13 protein-coding genes are annotated in these 15,826 nt (G+C 59.4%); 5 read left to right on the plus strand and 8 right to left on the minus strand.

Annotation, left to right across the window (positions count from 1 at the left end; all coding sequences use genetic code 11):
- Positions 1 to 20: 20 nt before the first annotated feature.
- Positions 21 to 545: a component of SufBCD complex gene (locus AC2FJ6_RS01740; protein WP_480874064.1), complete on the minus strand. Its 525-nt coding sequence runs from the start codon at positions 543 to 545 to the stop codon at positions 21 to 23.
- A 108-nt stretch (positions 546 to 653) separates the two neighbouring features.
- Here AC2FJ6_RS01740 and hemB point away from each other — a divergent pair, with 108 nt between their 5' ends.
- The 4 genes from hemB to AC2FJ6_RS01760 all read left to right on the plus strand — a co-directional run bounded on the left by hemB (position 654) and on the right by AC2FJ6_RS01760 (position 5,505).
- Positions 654 to 1,652, plus strand: a complete 999-nt coding sequence (gene hemB, locus AC2FJ6_RS01745) for a porphobilinogen synthase (protein WP_496668283.1) — start codon at positions 654 to 656, stop codon at positions 1,650 to 1,652.
- 140 nt (positions 1,653 to 1,792) lie between these two features.
- Positions 1,793 to 2,365: a lipid-binding SYLF domain-containing protein gene (locus AC2FJ6_RS01750; protein ID WP_170774306.1), complete on the plus strand. Its 573-nt coding sequence runs from the start codon at positions 1,793 to 1,795 to the stop codon at positions 2,363 to 2,365.
- A gap of 173 nt (positions 2,366 to 2,538) precedes the next feature.
- The gene (locus AC2FJ6_RS01755; protein ID WP_496668285.1) at positions 2,539 to 5,001 is read left to right on the plus strand and encodes a penicillin acylase family protein; all 2,463 of its coding nucleotides are present in this window, start codon (positions 2,539 to 2,541) and stop codon (positions 4,999 to 5,001) included.
- A 108-nt stretch (positions 5,002 to 5,109) separates the two neighbouring features.
- Positions 5,110 to 5,505 (plus strand): nuclear transport factor 2 family protein, encoded by a 396-nt coding sequence (locus AC2FJ6_RS01760; protein WP_170774310.1) that lies wholly within the window; start codon positions 5,110 to 5,112, stop codon positions 5,503 to 5,505.
- 3 nt (positions 5,506 to 5,508) lie between these two features.
- Here AC2FJ6_RS01760 and hflX read toward each other — a convergent pair whose 3' ends face one another.
- The 4 genes from hflX to trkA form a co-directional block, all read right to left on the minus strand.
- Complete coding sequence (gene hflX / locus AC2FJ6_RS01765; RefSeq protein ID WP_170774312.1) at positions 5,509 to 6,780, minus strand: GTPase HflX; 1,272 nt, start codon at positions 6,778 to 6,780, stop codon at positions 5,509 to 5,511.
- On the minus strand, positions 6,780 to 7,019 hold the full coding sequence (gene hfq / locus AC2FJ6_RS01770; protein WP_005982826.1) for an RNA chaperone Hfq: 240 nt from the start codon (positions 7,017 to 7,019) through the stop codon (positions 6,780 to 6,782). The genes hflX and hfq overlap by 1 nt, the downstream gene beginning before the upstream one ends.
- Before the next feature lie 126 nt (positions 7,020 to 7,145).
- On the minus strand, positions 7,146 to 8,684 hold the full coding sequence (locus AC2FJ6_RS01775) for a TrkH family potassium uptake protein (protein ID WP_170774314.1): 1,539 nt from the start codon (positions 8,682 to 8,684) through the stop codon (positions 7,146 to 7,148).
- Positions 8,684 to 10,060: a Trk system potassium transporter TrkA gene (gene trkA, locus AC2FJ6_RS01780; RefSeq protein ID WP_170774316.1), complete on the minus strand. Its 1,377-nt coding sequence runs from the start codon at positions 10,058 to 10,060 to the stop codon at positions 8,684 to 8,686. Before trkA ends, AC2FJ6_RS01775 begins: the two co-directional genes overlap by 1 nt.
- Before the next feature lie 96 nt (positions 10,061 to 10,156).
- On the opposite strand from trkA, the gene AC2FJ6_RS01785 reads away from it, so the two are divergent.
- Positions 10,157 to 10,636: a hypothetical protein gene (locus AC2FJ6_RS01785; protein WP_170774318.1), complete on the plus strand. Its 480-nt coding sequence runs from the start codon at positions 10,157 to 10,159 to the stop codon at positions 10,634 to 10,636.
- A gap of 12 nt (positions 10,637 to 10,648) precedes the next feature.
- Here the strand turns inward: AC2FJ6_RS01785 and ntrX are convergent, their stop codons facing one another.
- The 3 genes from ntrX to AC2FJ6_RS01800 all read right to left on the minus strand — a co-directional run bounded on the left by ntrX (position 10,649) and on the right by AC2FJ6_RS01800 (position 15,810).
- Complete coding sequence (ntrX, locus tag AC2FJ6_RS01790; protein WP_170774320.1) at positions 10,649 to 12,058, minus strand: nitrogen assimilation response regulator NtrX; 1,410 nt, start codon at positions 12,056 to 12,058, stop codon at positions 10,649 to 10,651.
- Positions 12,055 to 14,343 carry a sensor histidine kinase NtrY-like gene (locus AC2FJ6_RS01795; RefSeq protein ID WP_170774322.1) on the minus strand — a complete coding sequence of 763 codons (2,289 nt, stop codon included), beginning with the start codon at positions 14,341 to 14,343 and terminating at the stop codon, positions 12,055 to 12,057. The genes ntrX and AC2FJ6_RS01795 overlap by 4 nt, the downstream gene beginning before the upstream one ends.
- Before the next feature lie 99 nt (positions 14,344 to 14,442).
- Positions 14,443 to 15,810 (minus strand): response regulator, encoded by a 1,368-nt coding sequence (locus tag AC2FJ6_RS01800; protein ID WP_170774324.1) that lies wholly within the window; start codon positions 15,808 to 15,810, stop codon positions 14,443 to 14,445.
- Between the last annotated feature and the right edge of the window lie 16 nt (positions 15,811 to 15,826).

Here is a 15,826-nt window from a genome sequence, read left to right on the forward strand (position 1 = left end):
GCCTAACCTTTCCGAATTCTCTATCCCAGAACGCCGATGGAAAAGTTCTGATACATACCCCAAAGCGAGGTAATCAAGATCGAAATCATCCCCACGATCTGCGTATAGATCCTGCACCGCATGAGGGTTTTCGCCACAAAGGCCAATTCAGGTTCAACCCGGCTCAACTTGCGCGCGGCCGAGATATTGATGAGCGTTACCAACACCAGTGGAAATATCAGTAAAAACACCGCCTGCGCAAATTCCACGCCATAGACAAAGCCCAGCATGGCCAGCCCGGTGAAGAAAAAACAACTTAGCCCCAGCAGCGCAAGTCCCGACACCTCGACAATATAAAGCAGCCGATTGCGGTTGATCCGGACGATGTCCAGCAGATCCTGCTCGCTCTGCCCCCCGATCCGGCGGGCGCGCTGAACCAGATCAAACGGCACACCCATCGACCAATGGCTGGCGGTCGACCACAAAACGGCCAGCCCGATCCAATACCACAGGTTCGAAAAGCTGCGCATATCGATGATTTCGAAAATCGAAGAAAATAAGTCCACGCGTCAGCCCTTTAATTCACTGTCCTGAGGGACCCGCGTCGATCGTTACCCTTGAGACTACGCCGAATTCATGCCACCCAATGCACGAATATTCAAGGAGAGCGCGACATGAAACCGACCATCGCCCCTTATCCCCTGACGCGCTTTCGCCGGGCCCGCCAGTCCGAAGCCATCCGCGGACTGGTGCGCGAGAACAGCCTGTTGACCGATGATCTGATCTGGCCGGTGTTTGTGCGCGATGGGGAAGGCGTGGAAGAACCCGTGCCTTCGATGCCCGGTGTCGTCCGCCGCTCGGTCGATATGATCGCACAAGCCGCTGTTGAGGCTCAAGCATTGGGGATTCCGGCGATTTGCATCTTTCCCTATACCGACCCAAGCTTGAAAACCGAAGATTGCGCCGAGGCGTGGAACCCCGACAATCTGTCGAACCGGGCGATCCGTGCCATCAAGTCCGCCGCCCCTGATATCGCGGTTATGACGGACGTCGCGCTGGACCCTTACAACATCAACGGTCACGACGGATACGTCGTGGATGGCGAGATTGTGAACGATCAGACCGTCGAGGCACTGGTCAAAATGACGCTGGCGCAGGCCGAGGCCGGGGCTGATATCATCGGACCATCGGACATGATGGACGGACGCATCGGGGAAATGCGCCGTGCTTTGGAAAACGCCGGGCATCACAACGTGATGATCCTCAGTTATGCCGCGAAATATGCCAGCGCTTTTTACGGGCCGTTCCGCGATGCCGTGGGCGCATCGGGTGCGCTGACCGGAGACAAAAAAACTTATCAAATGGATCCCGCCAACTCGAACGAGGCTTTGCGATTGATCGAGCGCGATCTGACCGAGGGCGCAGACATGGTGATGATCAAACCCGGGATGCCCTATCTGGATATCTGTCGCCGTGTGAAGGACGCCTTTGGCGCGCCCACTTATGCCTATCAGGTGTCAGGCGAATTCGCGATGGTTCAAGCGGCGGCGCAAAACGGTTGGATCGATGGAGAAAAGGTGATGCTGGAAAGCCTGCTGGCCTTCAAGCGCGCGGGCTGTGACGGCATCCTGACCTATTTCGCGCCCACGGTCGCACGCCTCTTGCAAGGATAAAATTCCAGTGTGACGCGGTTTTTCGCCGATTGTGATGAGTGCGGCGGCAGCTTTCCCGTGACAGGACGCCGCAATCGGCGTAGTCTTCCACATAAGATCGGGATCACCCGGCAAATCAGGCAGTTATACAGAGAAAACATATGAGCAGTTCCAACCTTCCCCGACTGAACCGTCGTGGCTTTGCGCTTGGCATGGCCGGTCTGACCGTGACCGCCGCCTGTGGTAATGGCGTCGGCAATTCCAATGCGGCAACGATCGACGCTCGCGTCGATGCGACGTTGACCGAAATGTATGCGAGCTATCCCAACACTGTTGAGATCGCCAACAAGGCTAATGGTATGCTAGTCATGCCACTGATCACCGAAGCAGGTTTTGTCTTCGGCGGCGGTTTTGGGCGTGGCGCGCTGCGCATCAACGGGGCAACAGTAGACTACTACTCAGCCGTCAAAGGCACCGCCGGCTTACAGATCGGCGCCCAGCAGTATGCGCATGTTCTGTTCTTCATGACACAAGATGCGCTGAACGACTTCCGCCGCGCCAGCGGTTGGACCGCCGGAGCCGACATCGGCTACGTGGTCAGCGATCAGGGTGACAGCCTTTCGACCGACACGACGACACTGCGCTCGCCTGTTCTGGCGGCTGTGTTTGGTCAAGCGGGTCTGCAAATCGGGGCGACCGTCGAGGGCACAAAATATACGCGGATCATTCCGTAAAGCTGAAATACCACCCCCTCGCTAAGTGCCCGTCATGGCCCAACGGTTGTGGCGGGGTTTCGCGTTTCTAAAGCAGAGTTAACCCTGCATATTTCGTGGCGTTCCTCTTTCGGTTGGTACAGCCTTCCTTTACTCTGCGAGCAAGGTTTGACGGAACGGATCATGGACCGCAGATGGGTATAGTTTTTCGCTGGTTGGTGCGTATCACCTCGGCCCTTGTCATGTTAACGCTGGGGGCTGTGCTTCTGGTTTATTTCTTGGCCAGCCAATCCCTGCCCGAGTATAATCAGACCGTCGCCGTGCGGGGCGTGACCGACCCTGTCGAAATCGTACGAGACACCGCAAATGTACCCCATGTTCTGGGTCAATCCGACCCGGATGTGTTCTTTGGGCTGGGCTACGCCCACGCGCAGGATCGTTTGTGGCAGATGACCGTCATGCGCCGCACCGCCCAGGGTCGCCTGTCCGAGGTCTTCGGCGCACGCACGGTCAATATCGACAAGCTGCTGCGCCGGTTGGACCTCTACGGTCTGGCGCATCGCTCGTTTCAGGTACAGGACGACTATACCAAAGCCGCCCTGCGGGCCTATGCGGCGGGCGTGAATGCGCGTTTGGACGAGATCAACGAAATGGCCCTTGGCCGCGGCGCGCCCGAGATGTTTCTGTTCAACGCCCCCGTCTCGCCCTGGCAGCCCGGAGACAGCCTTGCCGTCATCAAGCTGATGGCGCTGCAACTGTCCGGCCACCTTGAGGATGAGGTGCTGCGCGCGCGCACTTCGCTTATGCTGAACGACTCGGCTCGGTTGGCCGATATCCTGCCCGATGTACCCGGTGCCGGGATCGCGGCTCTACCGGAATATGCCACGCTCTTTCCCGGACTTCCGCGCTATGCCCATGGCACGCCGATGTCCGATAGTCCGCTGTCGCCCTTCCCCAAGCACGGCCTTGCAGGCGCGTCCAACGCGTGGACCGCTGCCCCCTCACGCTCGGCCATCGGCGGCACACTGTTGGCCAATGACCCGCATCTGGGCTTCACCGCACCTGGCGTCTGGTATCTAGCGCGGTTGGAGCTGGCCAAGGGCGGCGTGATCGGCGCGACAATCCCTGGTGTGCCTGCGGTCATGGCCGGGCGCAGTGATCGGCTGGGATGGGGACTGACCTCGTCCTATCTGGACGATCAGGATGTGCATATCGAACGGCTCAACCCAGACAACCCCGAGGAATACGAAACACCGGACGGGTTCAAAGCCTTCCGCGCGCGCCCCTCGATCATCGAGATCAAGGACGAAGCCCCGATCACCCTGACCCTGCGCTGGACCGAGAACGGGCCTGTGCTGCCCGGCAGCCACTATGATCTGGAAACGATCACTCCACCCGGTCACGTGACTTCATTGTCGTGGACCGCGCTGAGTGCGCAGGACACCTCCATGTCCGCCGCATTGGCCCTGATGAATGCCGACAGCGTGCGTCAAGGGATCGAAGCATCCGAGGGCTATGTCGCTCCGTCACAGAACCTGTCGCTGGTCGATCGGACCACTATCGGGATGAAACTGATTGGGGCCATGCCACGCCGCGCCCTGCGCAACCAAAGCCGGGGCCGTATCCCGACGCCCGGCTGGCTGAACGAGAACCGCTGGCAAGGTCGCCTGCCCTATGCCGATAACCCCGAATTTGTGGCCCCGGCGGGCGGTATTTTGGGCAATACCAACAACAAGATCATCGACCGTCCCTTTCCTGAACATGTCTCATACGAATGGGGCGACACACAGCGCATTCACCGCTGGCAACGTTTGATGCAATCACGCGAAGTGCACACCCGCGACAGCTTTATCGAGGCGCAGCTAGACACGGTCAGTTTCACAGCCCGCTCGCTTCTGCCGCTGATCGGTGCCGACCTGTGGTTCACCGGCGCCTCTGCCCCCGAAGGCACGCCCGAACGCCAGCGCCAGATCGCGCTTGGTCTGCTGGCCGAATGGAACGGCGAGATGAACGAGCACCTGCCGGAGCCACTGATCTATGCCGCCTGGCTGCGGGCGCTACAAATCCGCCTGATCTCGGACGAGTTGGGCCCGCTGGCCGCGGAATACAAACATGTCGAGCCGCTGTTCATCGAGCGCGTCTACCGCGATATCGACGGCGCGGCGGTTTGGTGTGATGTCCGTCAAAGCGCACCGGTCGAGACCTGCACCGACATGGCGCGGCTTGCGCTGGACGATGCGCTGATCTGGATTTCCGAGAAATACGGTGGCGCGCTGGAATCCTTGCGTTGGGGCGATGCACATCAGGCCACCCATGATCACCCGGTTCTGGGCTCGGTTCCGGTTCTGCGGTTCTTCGTCAATATCCGTCAATCCACCAGCGGCGGCGACAATACTTTGCTGCGGGGGCGCACCTCGGGCGAAGGGCCGGACCCATTCCAGAACGTACATGGCGCGGGATATCGGGGTGTCTATGATTTCGCCGACCCTGACAGCTCGGTCTTCATCACGGCCACCGGTCAGTCGGGCCATTTCCTGTCGCGCTACTATGACGATCAGGCGCAACTCTGGCGGCGCGGGGAATACATCCCGATGTCGCTGGACCTTGATCTGGCGCGTGCGGCGGCGGTCGGCGTGACCCACCTGACCCCGCGCTGACACCGGGTTTTAGGCAAGACATTGCCCTGAAACCAAGGTTTCGTGGACGCAGACCCTTGTTCTGGCTTACGATCTCAAGGTGAAACGATTTGAGACCGGGGGAAATTGATGGCCAGTATTAGAGATACGATGAACAATCTTGCGCGCGACTATGCAATCGCGTGGAGTTCAGGCGACCCGGACGCCGTTGCAAGTTTCTATGCACCCGACGGGCAAATCATCATCAATCGGGGCGAGCCCATTGTCGGTCGCGCTGCGGTGGCCGAGATGGCACGCGGGTTCTATGCCGACTTCCCGGATCTTGAAGTGCGCTGCGACATGCTGCGTTGGGCGGGGAGCCACGCCATCTTTGTTTGGACCCTTGAGGGGCACCATGCACAGACCGGCAACCACGTCGTCGCCCGAGGCTGGGAAGAATGGGAACTGACCGCGGATAACAAGGTCAAATCCTCGCTAGGCTGGTTCGATGCTGACGATTACCAGCGGCAGATCGACGGGGCATAGTGCCTACAAGGCGGCGAACTGCGCCGCCTGTTTATCCGTCCACAAAACGGTGATCTTAAAGCCATCCTCAGTCTGCTCCTCGGTCCGCACGACATCCTGACGGAACAGCCACGCGCGTTTGTCGCCTTCGGCAAAGCTGAGCGTCAGGGTGATCTCGTGACGGACGCCTTGCAGCTTGGTGGCGATCTCGGTCAGCAGCACATCAACCCCGTCGCCCGTCACCGCCGAGATGGCAAAAACCGCAGGATCACGCTCGGCGCGGGCTATGGCGGCTTCGCGATTGTCGTCGGTCAACAGGTCGATCTTGTTCCAGACCTCAAGCCGAGGGCGCGCGTCATCCACACCCAGCGAGGTCAGGATCGTTTCGACATCGCGAGCCTGTTCGTCGGTCTCTTCATGGCTGATGTCGCGCACATGCACGACGATATCCGCGCCCAACACTTCCTCGAGCGTGGCGCGGAAAGCCGCCACCAGCTCGGTCGGCAGGTTCGAGATAAAGCCCACCGTGTCTGACAGGATCACCTCGGGGCCATCGGGCAGCTCTACCCGGCGCATGGTCGGGTCAAGCGTGGCGAACAGCATGTCCTTGGCCATCACCTCGGCCCCGGTCAGACGGTTGAACAGAGTGGACTTGCCCGCGTTGGTATAACCCACCAACGCCACAATCGGATACGGCACCTTGGCACGGGCCGCACGGTGCAGGGTGCGGGTCTTGACCACCTTCTGCAACTGCCGCCGCAAGCGAACAAGTTGTTCGTCAATGGCGCGCCGGTCGGCTTCGATCTGCGTCTCGCCGGGGCCGCCCACAAAACCCAATCCGCCGCGCTGGCGTTCCAGGTGGGTCCAGGCGCGTACCAATCGTGTCCGTTGATAGCTGAGCGCGGCCATCTCGACCTGTAGAACACCTTCACGTGTTCGGGCGCGGTCGCTGAAAATCTCAAGGATCAGCCCGGTCCGGTCGAGGATTTTGACCTTCCACGCTTTTTCGAGGTTTCGTTGCTGAACGGGTGTCACCGGGCCGTCGATCAGCACCAACTCAATTTCATTGTCATGTAGCCGCTCGGCCAGTTCTTCGATCTTACCACTGCCGAACAACAACCCGGCCTGCGCCCGCGGCAGGCGCACGATTTCAGAGCCGACCACGTCTAGGTCGGGCAACGCAGCGGCCAGTGCAACCGCCTCTGCCAGCGCCGGTTCGGGGACACGACGCTGTTCATCTGACTTGATTTCCGGATGCAGCACCCAGGCACGGGTGCGCGTCCTGTCATGTTCCATCAAGAGGCGTCTTCGCCCTCATACAGGTTGATCGGCTGTGATGGCATGATGGTCGAGATCGCGTGCTTATAAACCAGCTGCGACTGTCCGTCGCGGCGCAACAACACGCAAAAGTTATCAAACCACGTGATCACACCTTGCAATTTCACACCGTTGATCAGGAAAATTGTGACCGGGACCTTTGCCTTACGTACATTGTTCAGGAACGCGTCCTGCAGATTCTGTCTGTCCGAAGCCATATTTTTATAAACTCGCCATTGTTCTTGCTACGCGCTGCGGACCAACGCGCTCCCTCTGGCGGAGTATGGAGTGTCGTTAACCGAGTTTCCAGATGAAAAATCAATCATTAACACGAGTGTTGATTCTCAGTCCCGCCAGAGCGTGGGCGTAATCAAGGCAATAATGGCCAGAGTCTCCAATCTGCCAATCACCATCGCCGCGCACATGGTCAGCTTCGCGTTTGACGAAAGGTCAATCAGGCGCAGAGGTACATCGGTTGCCAGTTCGATCAGCGGACCCGTGGTGCTGAGCGCCGCGACCGTCAGCACCATCGCCTGTTCGAACCCCGCCCCCATCGCGGCCAGCAACATATTGAACAGCGCGGCGGTCAACGCGAACATCATCAAGAAGATCCACGCAATGAATGCACCATCGCTTTGAATACGTCGGTTACCGCCGCCCACCCCACTGACCGAGGATGGATAGATCAGCCGGTCAATCTCGCGCGCGCCGTTCAGATAGAGCGCAAACACGCGCAGCAGTTTGACCCCACCGGCGGTTGTCGCGACCCCGCCGCCGATCAGAGCAATGCCCATCAGGATCAGACCCGGCGTGCCAAGGCCAGACAGTTGCTGCGCATCGTTCCAGTTCGCGCTTTCAAACCCTGCCGTGGTCAAAAAGGACAAGCCTGTAAAGAGCATACCCCAAATCACATTGACCGCCTGCATCGGTTCTAACCGGTTGCCGATCTCATTGACCCCCAGCCAAACCCGGACGAACAAAAGCGCAGCGACGGCGCCAACGATCATCAGTCCGATGCGAAATTCTGGGTCTTTGTCCAGGCGCGAATAGCCGGTTGTTGCGGTGTCGGTCGAAAAGGTTAGGCGCGACAAGGCGAAGAAAAGAAACAAGAACAGGATCGCCTCACCCGTGAACCCGGCCTGTGCACCCTCCATTCCGCCGACCGGAGAAATCCCCGAGGTCGCCATCGTAGACATGGCGTGGCAGATCGCCGTCAGACCCTGCTCGCCCGCAATCAACAGCAGCAGGCAGATCACAAGCGTCAGACCGGCATAGATCGGTGTCAGCGTCCGCGCGACCCGGATCAGACGGCCACGCGGATCGACCTTTTCGCTTTGCGCCACGCCCGAGACCGGGCGACCGGGCTGCCCGCGCGCCGTAACCTCGAACCCGCCTAGCGACAGAGGGGCCAGGATCGCGGCAGCTGAAATCCACATCAGCAGGCCGCCCATCCACCCCACTTGCGCGCGCCAGAAATGCAGAGGCGCGTTCAGACGATCGGGGTCGGGAAACAGGTCGGCGCCGGTCGTGGTCAGCGCGCTGACCATATCGAAATAGGCGTTCAGAAAAGTGGTATTCCCCAAAGCGTCATGCAGCGGGATTGCCAAATAGAGGGGCAAAACGGTGAAACAGGCCAAAAGCACCGCCAACTGCCCCAAGGTCCCCCTGCGCGGCACACGGTTCGATGAGGCCAAAGCAATGATGGCCACAATAAATAGCCCAAGAAACCCGGAATAGAAGAACGAGCGCGAGGTGTCGTGATCATCCAGAACCAGCGCATAAATCGCGGGTATCCACATGGACAGCGCGGCAATAGCCCAGATCAGCAGAAACAGCGGCAAGCGCCGCACCAATCCGATCCGCTGTGTCCGCGCGCGCTCCATCAGAAGAAATCAATCGAAACCTGCATCAAGCGCTCGACCTCGGGCACGTCCTTGGCCATGGCAAAGATCGCCAGCACGTCTTTCTCTTCGATCCGCAGGCTGCCCGTGGGGCGCAGCAACTCATCCCCTTTGCGAACAGCCCCGACCAGAACGCCCTCGGGAAAGTCGATGTCACGCAGCCTTTGCCCCGCCATGGGAGAGGTCGACAGAACCTCGGCCTCAATCACCTCGGCCTCGGCATCGCCGATGGAATAAACCTGCCGCACGCGCCCATGGCGGATATGGCGCAGGATCGAGCTGACAGTGGTGGCGCGCGGGTTGATATAGGCGTCAATGCCCAAAGGTCCCATCAAGGCCACCATGCTGGGATCATTGATCAGTGCAATCGCCAGCGCACAGCCCTCGGCCTTGGCCCGCACGGCGGCCAGCAAGTTGGCGCGGTCGTCGTCAGTGACGGCCAGCATAGCGTCGGCACGCTCGATCCCGGCCTCGCGCAACAGCGCGGAGTCCAAGCCATCGCCGTTCAGAACAATCGTGCGCTCCAACGCTTCAGCGGCCAGTTCGGCACAGCTGCGGTCACGTTCGATGATCTTGGCGCGCACCCGGCTTTCGCGTTCCTCAAGCGTCCTCGCAACCTCGAGCCCGACATTACCGCCGCCCACGATGACCACGCGGTCCTGTTTCTTTTGCGCCTTGCCGAAAACCTCCATCGTGCGGTCGACGTCTTTTACGTTGGCAAAGACATAGCATTCGTCACCAACGAACAGCTGGTCCTCGGACTCCGGGGCAAACAGAGTCCCCTCGCGCCGCACCCCAACCACGATCGAGCTGAGGGTCGAGAACAGATCGGTCAACTGACGTAGGGGTGTGTTTACGATCGGACAATCCTCGTCAATGCGGATGCCCAAAAGCTGCGCCTGCCCGTCCATGAACATCTCGGTATCAAAGGCCGAGGGGGCCGAAAGGCGGCGCATGGCGGCGGCGGCCACCTCGCGTTCAGGGCTGATGACCACGTCGATGGGCAAGTGATCGCGGCGATACAGGTCGGAATGGATGGCCTGTAAATAGGATTTAGACCGCAATCGGGCAATCTTGCGCTGGATCGAAAAGACAGAATGCGCCATCTGACAGGTGACCATGTTCACCTCATCGGAATGGGTGGCGGCGATGATCATATCCGCATCACGGGCGCCCGCGCGCTGAAGTACATCAGGATAGCTGGCAAAGCCGGCAATACCCTGAACGTCCAGTGTTTCCGTGGCGCGACGCACCAGGTCCGGGTTGTTGTCAACCACTGTAACGTCATTCAGTTCGCCCGACAGATGCCGCGCAATCTGCCAGCCAACCTGACCGGCCCCGCAAATGATGACCTTCATATACCTGGCCCTTCTGCCTGAAAGGATTGAATGACAGATGGCCCCAAAACGGTCAATCGAATTGTCATTTCCGCCTGCCGAGGGCAAGATAAGCCTATGAAAACAGTTGCCCGTTTCCTGATACCTGTCTTTGCGTTGACCTCATGCGGTCCGCTTTCGATGTATTACCAAGAAGGCGCAAGCGTTTCGCGTGTGCAGACCGAGACTACACAATGTCAGGTTCAGGCACTGGATGACGCTCCGGTGGCGACCCAGGTGCGTCAAGGCCCCCCCACCTATTGGCCGGGCCGTACCCGCTGCGACGGGCGCGGCAATTGTTATCGCACAGCGGGATGGTGGCAGCCTGGGCAGATCTACACCGTGGACGTCAATAAAGGCCTACGCGACCGTGTTGAAGCACAGTGCATGGCGGCCAAAGGGTATCGCCCGATCAGCCTGCCACCGTGCAAGCAACGGATAAAAGCCAGTGTACCACCCGCACGCACGACCCAATTTCCGCCGATCGGAACCGAGTCCTGCTTTGTTAAATTCGACGACGGATCGTTTCAGATCATCACACCCGGCCAGACGGGGTGAAGGACCGGCGGATTATTCCGCCGGCTCCGGTTCGTCCAGTTGCGCCACCCTTGCGCCCGATTTGTTCGACGTCACCACGCCCAGTGATTTCAGCTTGCGGTGCAGCGCGCTGCGCTCCATCCCAACAAAGCTGGCGGTGCGGCTGATATTGCCGCCAAAGCGGTTGATCTGGGTCAGCAGGTATTCCCGCTCGAACGCCTCGCGGGCTTCGCGCAACGGCAAGGTCGCCAGCGCGCCAGACAGGACAACGCGGCCGGAATCGTCGGCCTTTTCATCCTCGGTCGGCAGCTCCTTAGCCTCGATCGGCCCCGTGCCGTCGCCCAGGATCAGCACCCGTTCGATCAGGTTTTTCAACTGACGCACATTACCCGGCCATGTCATGGTCTGCAGCAAGGCCACCGCTTCTTCGGAAATCTCGCGAACCGGCAGGCCCTGCGTTTCGTTGCACATCTCGATGAAATGCTGGGCCAAAACCGGAATATCTTCGCGCCGATCCTCAAGCGAGGGCACGTCGATCGGCACCACATTCAGCCGGTGATACAGTTCCTCGCGGAAGCGATCAGCGGCAATCTCGGCATCCAGATCCTTGTTGGTGGATGAGATCACGCGCAAATCCACCCGAACCTTGTCCGACCCGCCGACACGTTGGAATTGCTGGTCGACCAGCACGCGCAGGATTTTGGATTGCGTGCCCAACGGCATATCCGCGACCTCGTCGAAATAGACCACACCGCCATGCGCCTCTTCCAACAGACCTGATTCCACCCCCCGGTCCGAGGATTCGCGGCCAAACAGAACTTCTTCCACGCGCTCGGGTTCGATCCCGGCGCAGTTTACGGTCACGAAGGGCGCGTTGGCACGGTTTGAATGCGCGTGGATATAGCGCGCCGCGATCTCTTTGCCCGACCCTGCCGGGCCGCTCAGCATAACGCGGCCGTTCGATTTTGTGACCTTGTCCAACTGCCCCTGCATCGCTCGGAACGAGGCGGATTTGCCGATCATGTCGGAATTTGTCACCTCTTTGCGCTTGAGCAAGGCATTCTCGCGGCGTAGACGCGATGTTTCCATTGCGCGGCGGATGACCACCATCAACTGGTCAATATTGAAGGGTTTTTCGATAAAGTCATAAGCCCCCTGCTTGATCGCCGCGACCGCAATTTCGATGTTGCCGTGGCCGGAAATAATCACCACCGGCACATCCGGGTTGTCACGTTTGACGGCTTTCAAAATATCGATCCCGTCCATCCGGCTGTCCTTCAGCCAGATATCCAGAATCAACAGCCCCGGCGGTTCCGAGTTGATCTGGGCCATGCACTCATCCGAGTTGCCCGCCAAGCGGGTCGTATAGCCCTCGTCCTCCAGAATGTCGGACACCAGTTCGCGAATATCGCGTTCGTCATCTACGATCAGAATGTCGCTCATCTTTGGCCTGCTTTCAGTTTGTTTGTTTGAATTGCCTGCTTTTGGGGCGCGTCAGACGGGGAAAAATTACCCGCTGGTAAACGGATCACGGCCATCGCGCCAAAATGGTCCTGTCCGTCGAAGACCGGCGCGTCTTCCAAAGTCAGCGCGCCGCCATGTTCTTCGATAATCTTTTTGACGATGGGCAGGCCCAAACCTGTCCCAGCATCCCGCGTTGTCACATACGGCTCGAACAGGCGCGCCCGATCTTCGGGCAGGCCAATGCCGTTGTCTGCAATTGTGATGACGGTACCCGCGTCATCGCTTTCTACGTCCACTTTGATTTGTGGCTTCAGGTTCTCGGGGGGGCCTTTTTGTTTAAGGGTTTCTATGGCTTCCCCGGCATTCTTGATCAGGTTCGTCAGTGCCTGGTTCAACATCGTCGCATCCAGATCAGCTGGGATCGGATCATCCGGCAATTGCGCCGTGATCTCGACATCGGGCTGCCCTGATTGCTGCAACAAAACCGCCTCGCGTACCAGATCGACAACGTTTTCCTCACGCCGGTCGGGCTCGGGCATCCGTGCGAATTTTGAGAATTCGTCCACGATCCGCCGCAGATCATTGGTCTGCCGCACGATCACATCGGTCATGGATACAAGGCTATCGCAATCCTCTTCATCCAGCTTGCGCGAGAATTTGCGTTTGATCCGTTCGGCGCTCAGTTGGATCGGGGTCAGCGGGTTCTTGATCTCATGCGCAATGCGTCGCGCCACATCGCCCCACGCGGCCATCCGCTGCGCGCTAACCAGATCGGTCACGTCATCAAAGGCGACAACATAGCCTTCCAGCCCGCCATCCTCACCCCGTCGGGTTGCCATCCGCACCAGCAGGTTTTCAAGACGGCCCTTGCGCGTCACCTTGACCTCACCCTGAACGGCTTCCTGCCCGCTTTCCTTAAGGCTTTCGAACAAGGGCAGAAACTCGGGCACCGCTATGCCAATCGCCAGCGTTTCGTCCCCGCGCGACCAGTCCAACAATCGTTCCGCCGAACGGTTCACCAGTGTAACGCACCCATCGGGATCGACACCAACAACGCCCGACGTGACCGAACTGAGCACCGAATCGAACAACCGACGACGACGTTCGATCTGGCGGGTATTTTCTAGCAGAGTGTCGCGCTGTGCATTAAGTTGCCGCGTCATCTGGTTGAAATAACGTCCCAATATGGCAATCTCATCGTCGCTGGCTTCTTCGATGACTTGAACGCTCAGATCACCGGCCCCCACACGTTGCGCCGCTGTAGTAAGCCGTCCGACGGGACGCGACAGGCGCTCGGCAAACCACATACCCAGCGACATCGCCGCCAAGATCAAAATGACCGCAAATCCCAGATAGAGCAGACCAAATTCAAACAGTACCCTGCCCCGTTCGCTTTCAAGCTGTTGATAGAACTGCACCGTTTCCTTGGTGTCATCCAGCAGCGTCAACAACTGACCATCCACCTCGCGGCTGACATAGAGATACCGGTCCAGATAGGCGCGTAGCGGCACAAGCGCCCGGAATTCGCTGTTTTGCCAATCGTCGATGATCAGAAGGCCTGTGTCAGAGGCCTCTACGATCTGCTCGGGCGTCGGTGCCTCATAGTTGAACAGGTATGACCGGTCGCCGCGCGACTTTATTTCCCCTGCTCCGTCAATGACATAAGCCTCACGCAGCCCGCGCTGAATTTGCGATTGTCCTTGCGCAAGAACCGCGCGCAATTCCGCGTCCGAGATATAAAAATCCACCGCGCGCGCATTGTTGAGGTACAGCGCCAGAACCGTCGCGTCCTGCCGCAAACCTTCGCGGTGCTCCTGCTCATAGGCTTCGGCGGCGGTCAGGGATGAGCCAACAACCTGCCTCACCCGGTCCGAGAACCAGCCCTCGAGACCGATATTTACCGTCAGGCCAGCGAAAATCGCCACCGTCACTGTCGGCACCAGTGCGAGCAGGGTAAAGGCACCAATCAAACGCAGGTGCAGACGCGATCCGGCCGATTTCGCCCGGCGCGCGGCGATCAAACTGCCCAATTGGCTGAGAACCAGCGCAGCAACCACCAGCACATAGACCAGATCTGCCAGCAGAATCAGGCGCAGCGACGGCGCGGTTGTGCCCAAGTCAAAGGGACCGATGACCAGATAGGTCACCAACGCCAGAACCGGGCCCAGAAGAACCAGACCCAAGGTGCTAATATTGCGCAGCTTTCGGGATTTCCGCCACCGATTAATCGATAGGATCAGCCCGCTCTGTGCTCGGGATGCCACCGTCTGCCCTCATCCTGATGCGCCGTTTTCACGGCAAACCGCCATATTTCGTGGTCCTTGTCGGGGTTGAACCCGAATGCCACGCTTTGTGTGGCGATATTACATCAGTTTGCGGCGGCGTGTCACCTGAATATCGAGGTCTGTGATCTTTTTCCGCAGCGTATTCCGGTTAATCCCCAGAAGATCAGCACATTTTGCCTGATTTCCGCCGGTTGCATCCAGGGCCAACTCGATCAGAGGGGCCTCTACCTCGCGCAGGATGCGTTGATACAGGCCCGGCGGCGGCAGAATATTGCCGTGCAAGTCGAAATACCGCCGCAAGTGACGCGCGACCGAAGTCGACAGTTTCTCGCGCTCACCATCGCCCAGAACAGGTTCGGCTTCGGGCTGGCTGCCCAGAACCGCCTCGACCTCGGATTTCGAGATTTCGTCGGCGCGGCTGGTCAGGCTGAGGCGACGGATCGCGTTTTCCAACTGTCGCACATTTCCCGGCCACGAATAGCGCCGCACCAGCTCTACCGCATCCGGGCTGAGCCAGCGTTTGGTGCCGTGTTCGCGCTCTTCCCGCGCCAGAAAGTGGTCGGCCAAAAGGGTGATGTCATCCACACGTTCGCGCAGCGCAGGCACGTGGATTGTAGCGCCGCACAGACGGTAATACAGGTCCTGACGCACGCGTCCGCTCTCCATCGCGTCAGTCAGGTCCGACTGGCTGGTGGCCATAAAGCGTGGGACGTGGTCGCCGGGCGTGTCCATCATGCGGACGATGCGAGCCTGCAGTTCATCCTCGATATCGGCAATCTCGTCGATCAGCAACGTCCCACCTCGAACCCGCGCCATCACCCGTGCAGGACCTTCCAGATCGCGCAAATCAGCGGCTGTTGCCGTGACAAAGGGCAATGTGCGGCGGTCTGAGAAATCATGAATAGCCCGTGCAATCAATGATTTACCTGTTCCACTTTCACCAGATATCATCACCGAAAGATCAGTGTTCATCACCCGTGCGACCAACCGGTACAGCGCCTGCATCACCGGCGTCCGTCCGACCAGAGGGAGTTCTTCTGGGCGGTCCTGCGCCGGTTCGCTGGCGTCGGTTTGCACGCGCTGTTTCTGCTCCAGCGCCCGCGCGGTCCGTTTCATCAGATCAGGCAGGTCAAACGGCTTGGGCAGATAATCATAGGCATCGGCCTCGGCCGCCTGAATCGCCGTCATGATCGTGTTCTGGGCCGAGATCACGATGACAGGCAGGCCGGGTCGGTCCTGCGCGATCTTGGGCAGCATCTCCAGGCCATTGCCATCCGGCATAACGACATCTGAGATCACCACATCGCCTTTCCCTTCGCCAACCCAGCGCATCAGCGTGGTCAACGAAGAGGTCGCGTGCACCTTGCACCCCGCCCGCGTCAGGGCCTGTGTCAAAACGGTGCGGATCGTGCGGTCGTCATCTGCGACCAGTACTGTTCCATCCATTGGGTGCTCTCCTTAA

The organism is Ruegeria sp. CDSA089, from assembly GCF_059612205.1.

Coding starts and splice junctions, on each gene's coding strand:
- hemB (WP_496668283.1), top strand. CDS start 654: ATGAAACCGACCATCGCCCCTTATCCCCTGACGCGCTTTCGCCGGGCC.
- AC2FJ6_RS01750 (WP_170774306.1), top strand. CDS start 1,793: ATGAGCAGTTCCAACCTTCCCCGACTGAACCGTCGTGGCTTTGCGCTT.
- AC2FJ6_RS01755 (WP_496668285.1), top strand. CDS start 2,539: ATGGGTATAGTTTTTCGCTGGTTGGTGCGTATCACCTCGGCCCTTGTC.
- AC2FJ6_RS01760 (WP_170774310.1), top strand. CDS start 5,110: ATGGCCAGTATTAGAGATACGATGAACAATCTTGCGCGCGACTATGCA.
- hflX (WP_170774312.1), bottom strand. CDS start 6,780: ATGGAACATGACAGGACGCGCACCCGTGCCTGGGTGCTGCATCCGGAA.
- hfq (WP_005982826.1), bottom strand. CDS start 7,019: ATGGCTTCGGACAGACAGAATCTGCAGGACGCGTTCCTGAACAATGTA.
- AC2FJ6_RS01775 (WP_170774314.1), bottom strand. CDS start 8,684: ATGGAGCGCGCGCGGACACAGCGGATCGGATTGGTGCGGCGCTTGCCG.
- trkA (WP_170774316.1), bottom strand. CDS start 10,060: ATGAAGGTCATCATTTGCGGGGCCGGTCAGGTTGGCTGGCAGATTGCG.
- AC2FJ6_RS01785 (WP_170774318.1), top strand. CDS start 10,157: ATGAAAACAGTTGCCCGTTTCCTGATACCTGTCTTTGCGTTGACCTCA.
- ntrX (WP_170774320.1), bottom strand. CDS start 12,058: ATGAGCGACATTCTGATCGTAGATGACGAACGCGATATTCGCGAACTG.
- AC2FJ6_RS01800 (WP_170774324.1), bottom strand. CDS start 15,810: ATGGATGGAACAGTACTGGTCGCAGATGACGACCGCACGATCCGCACC.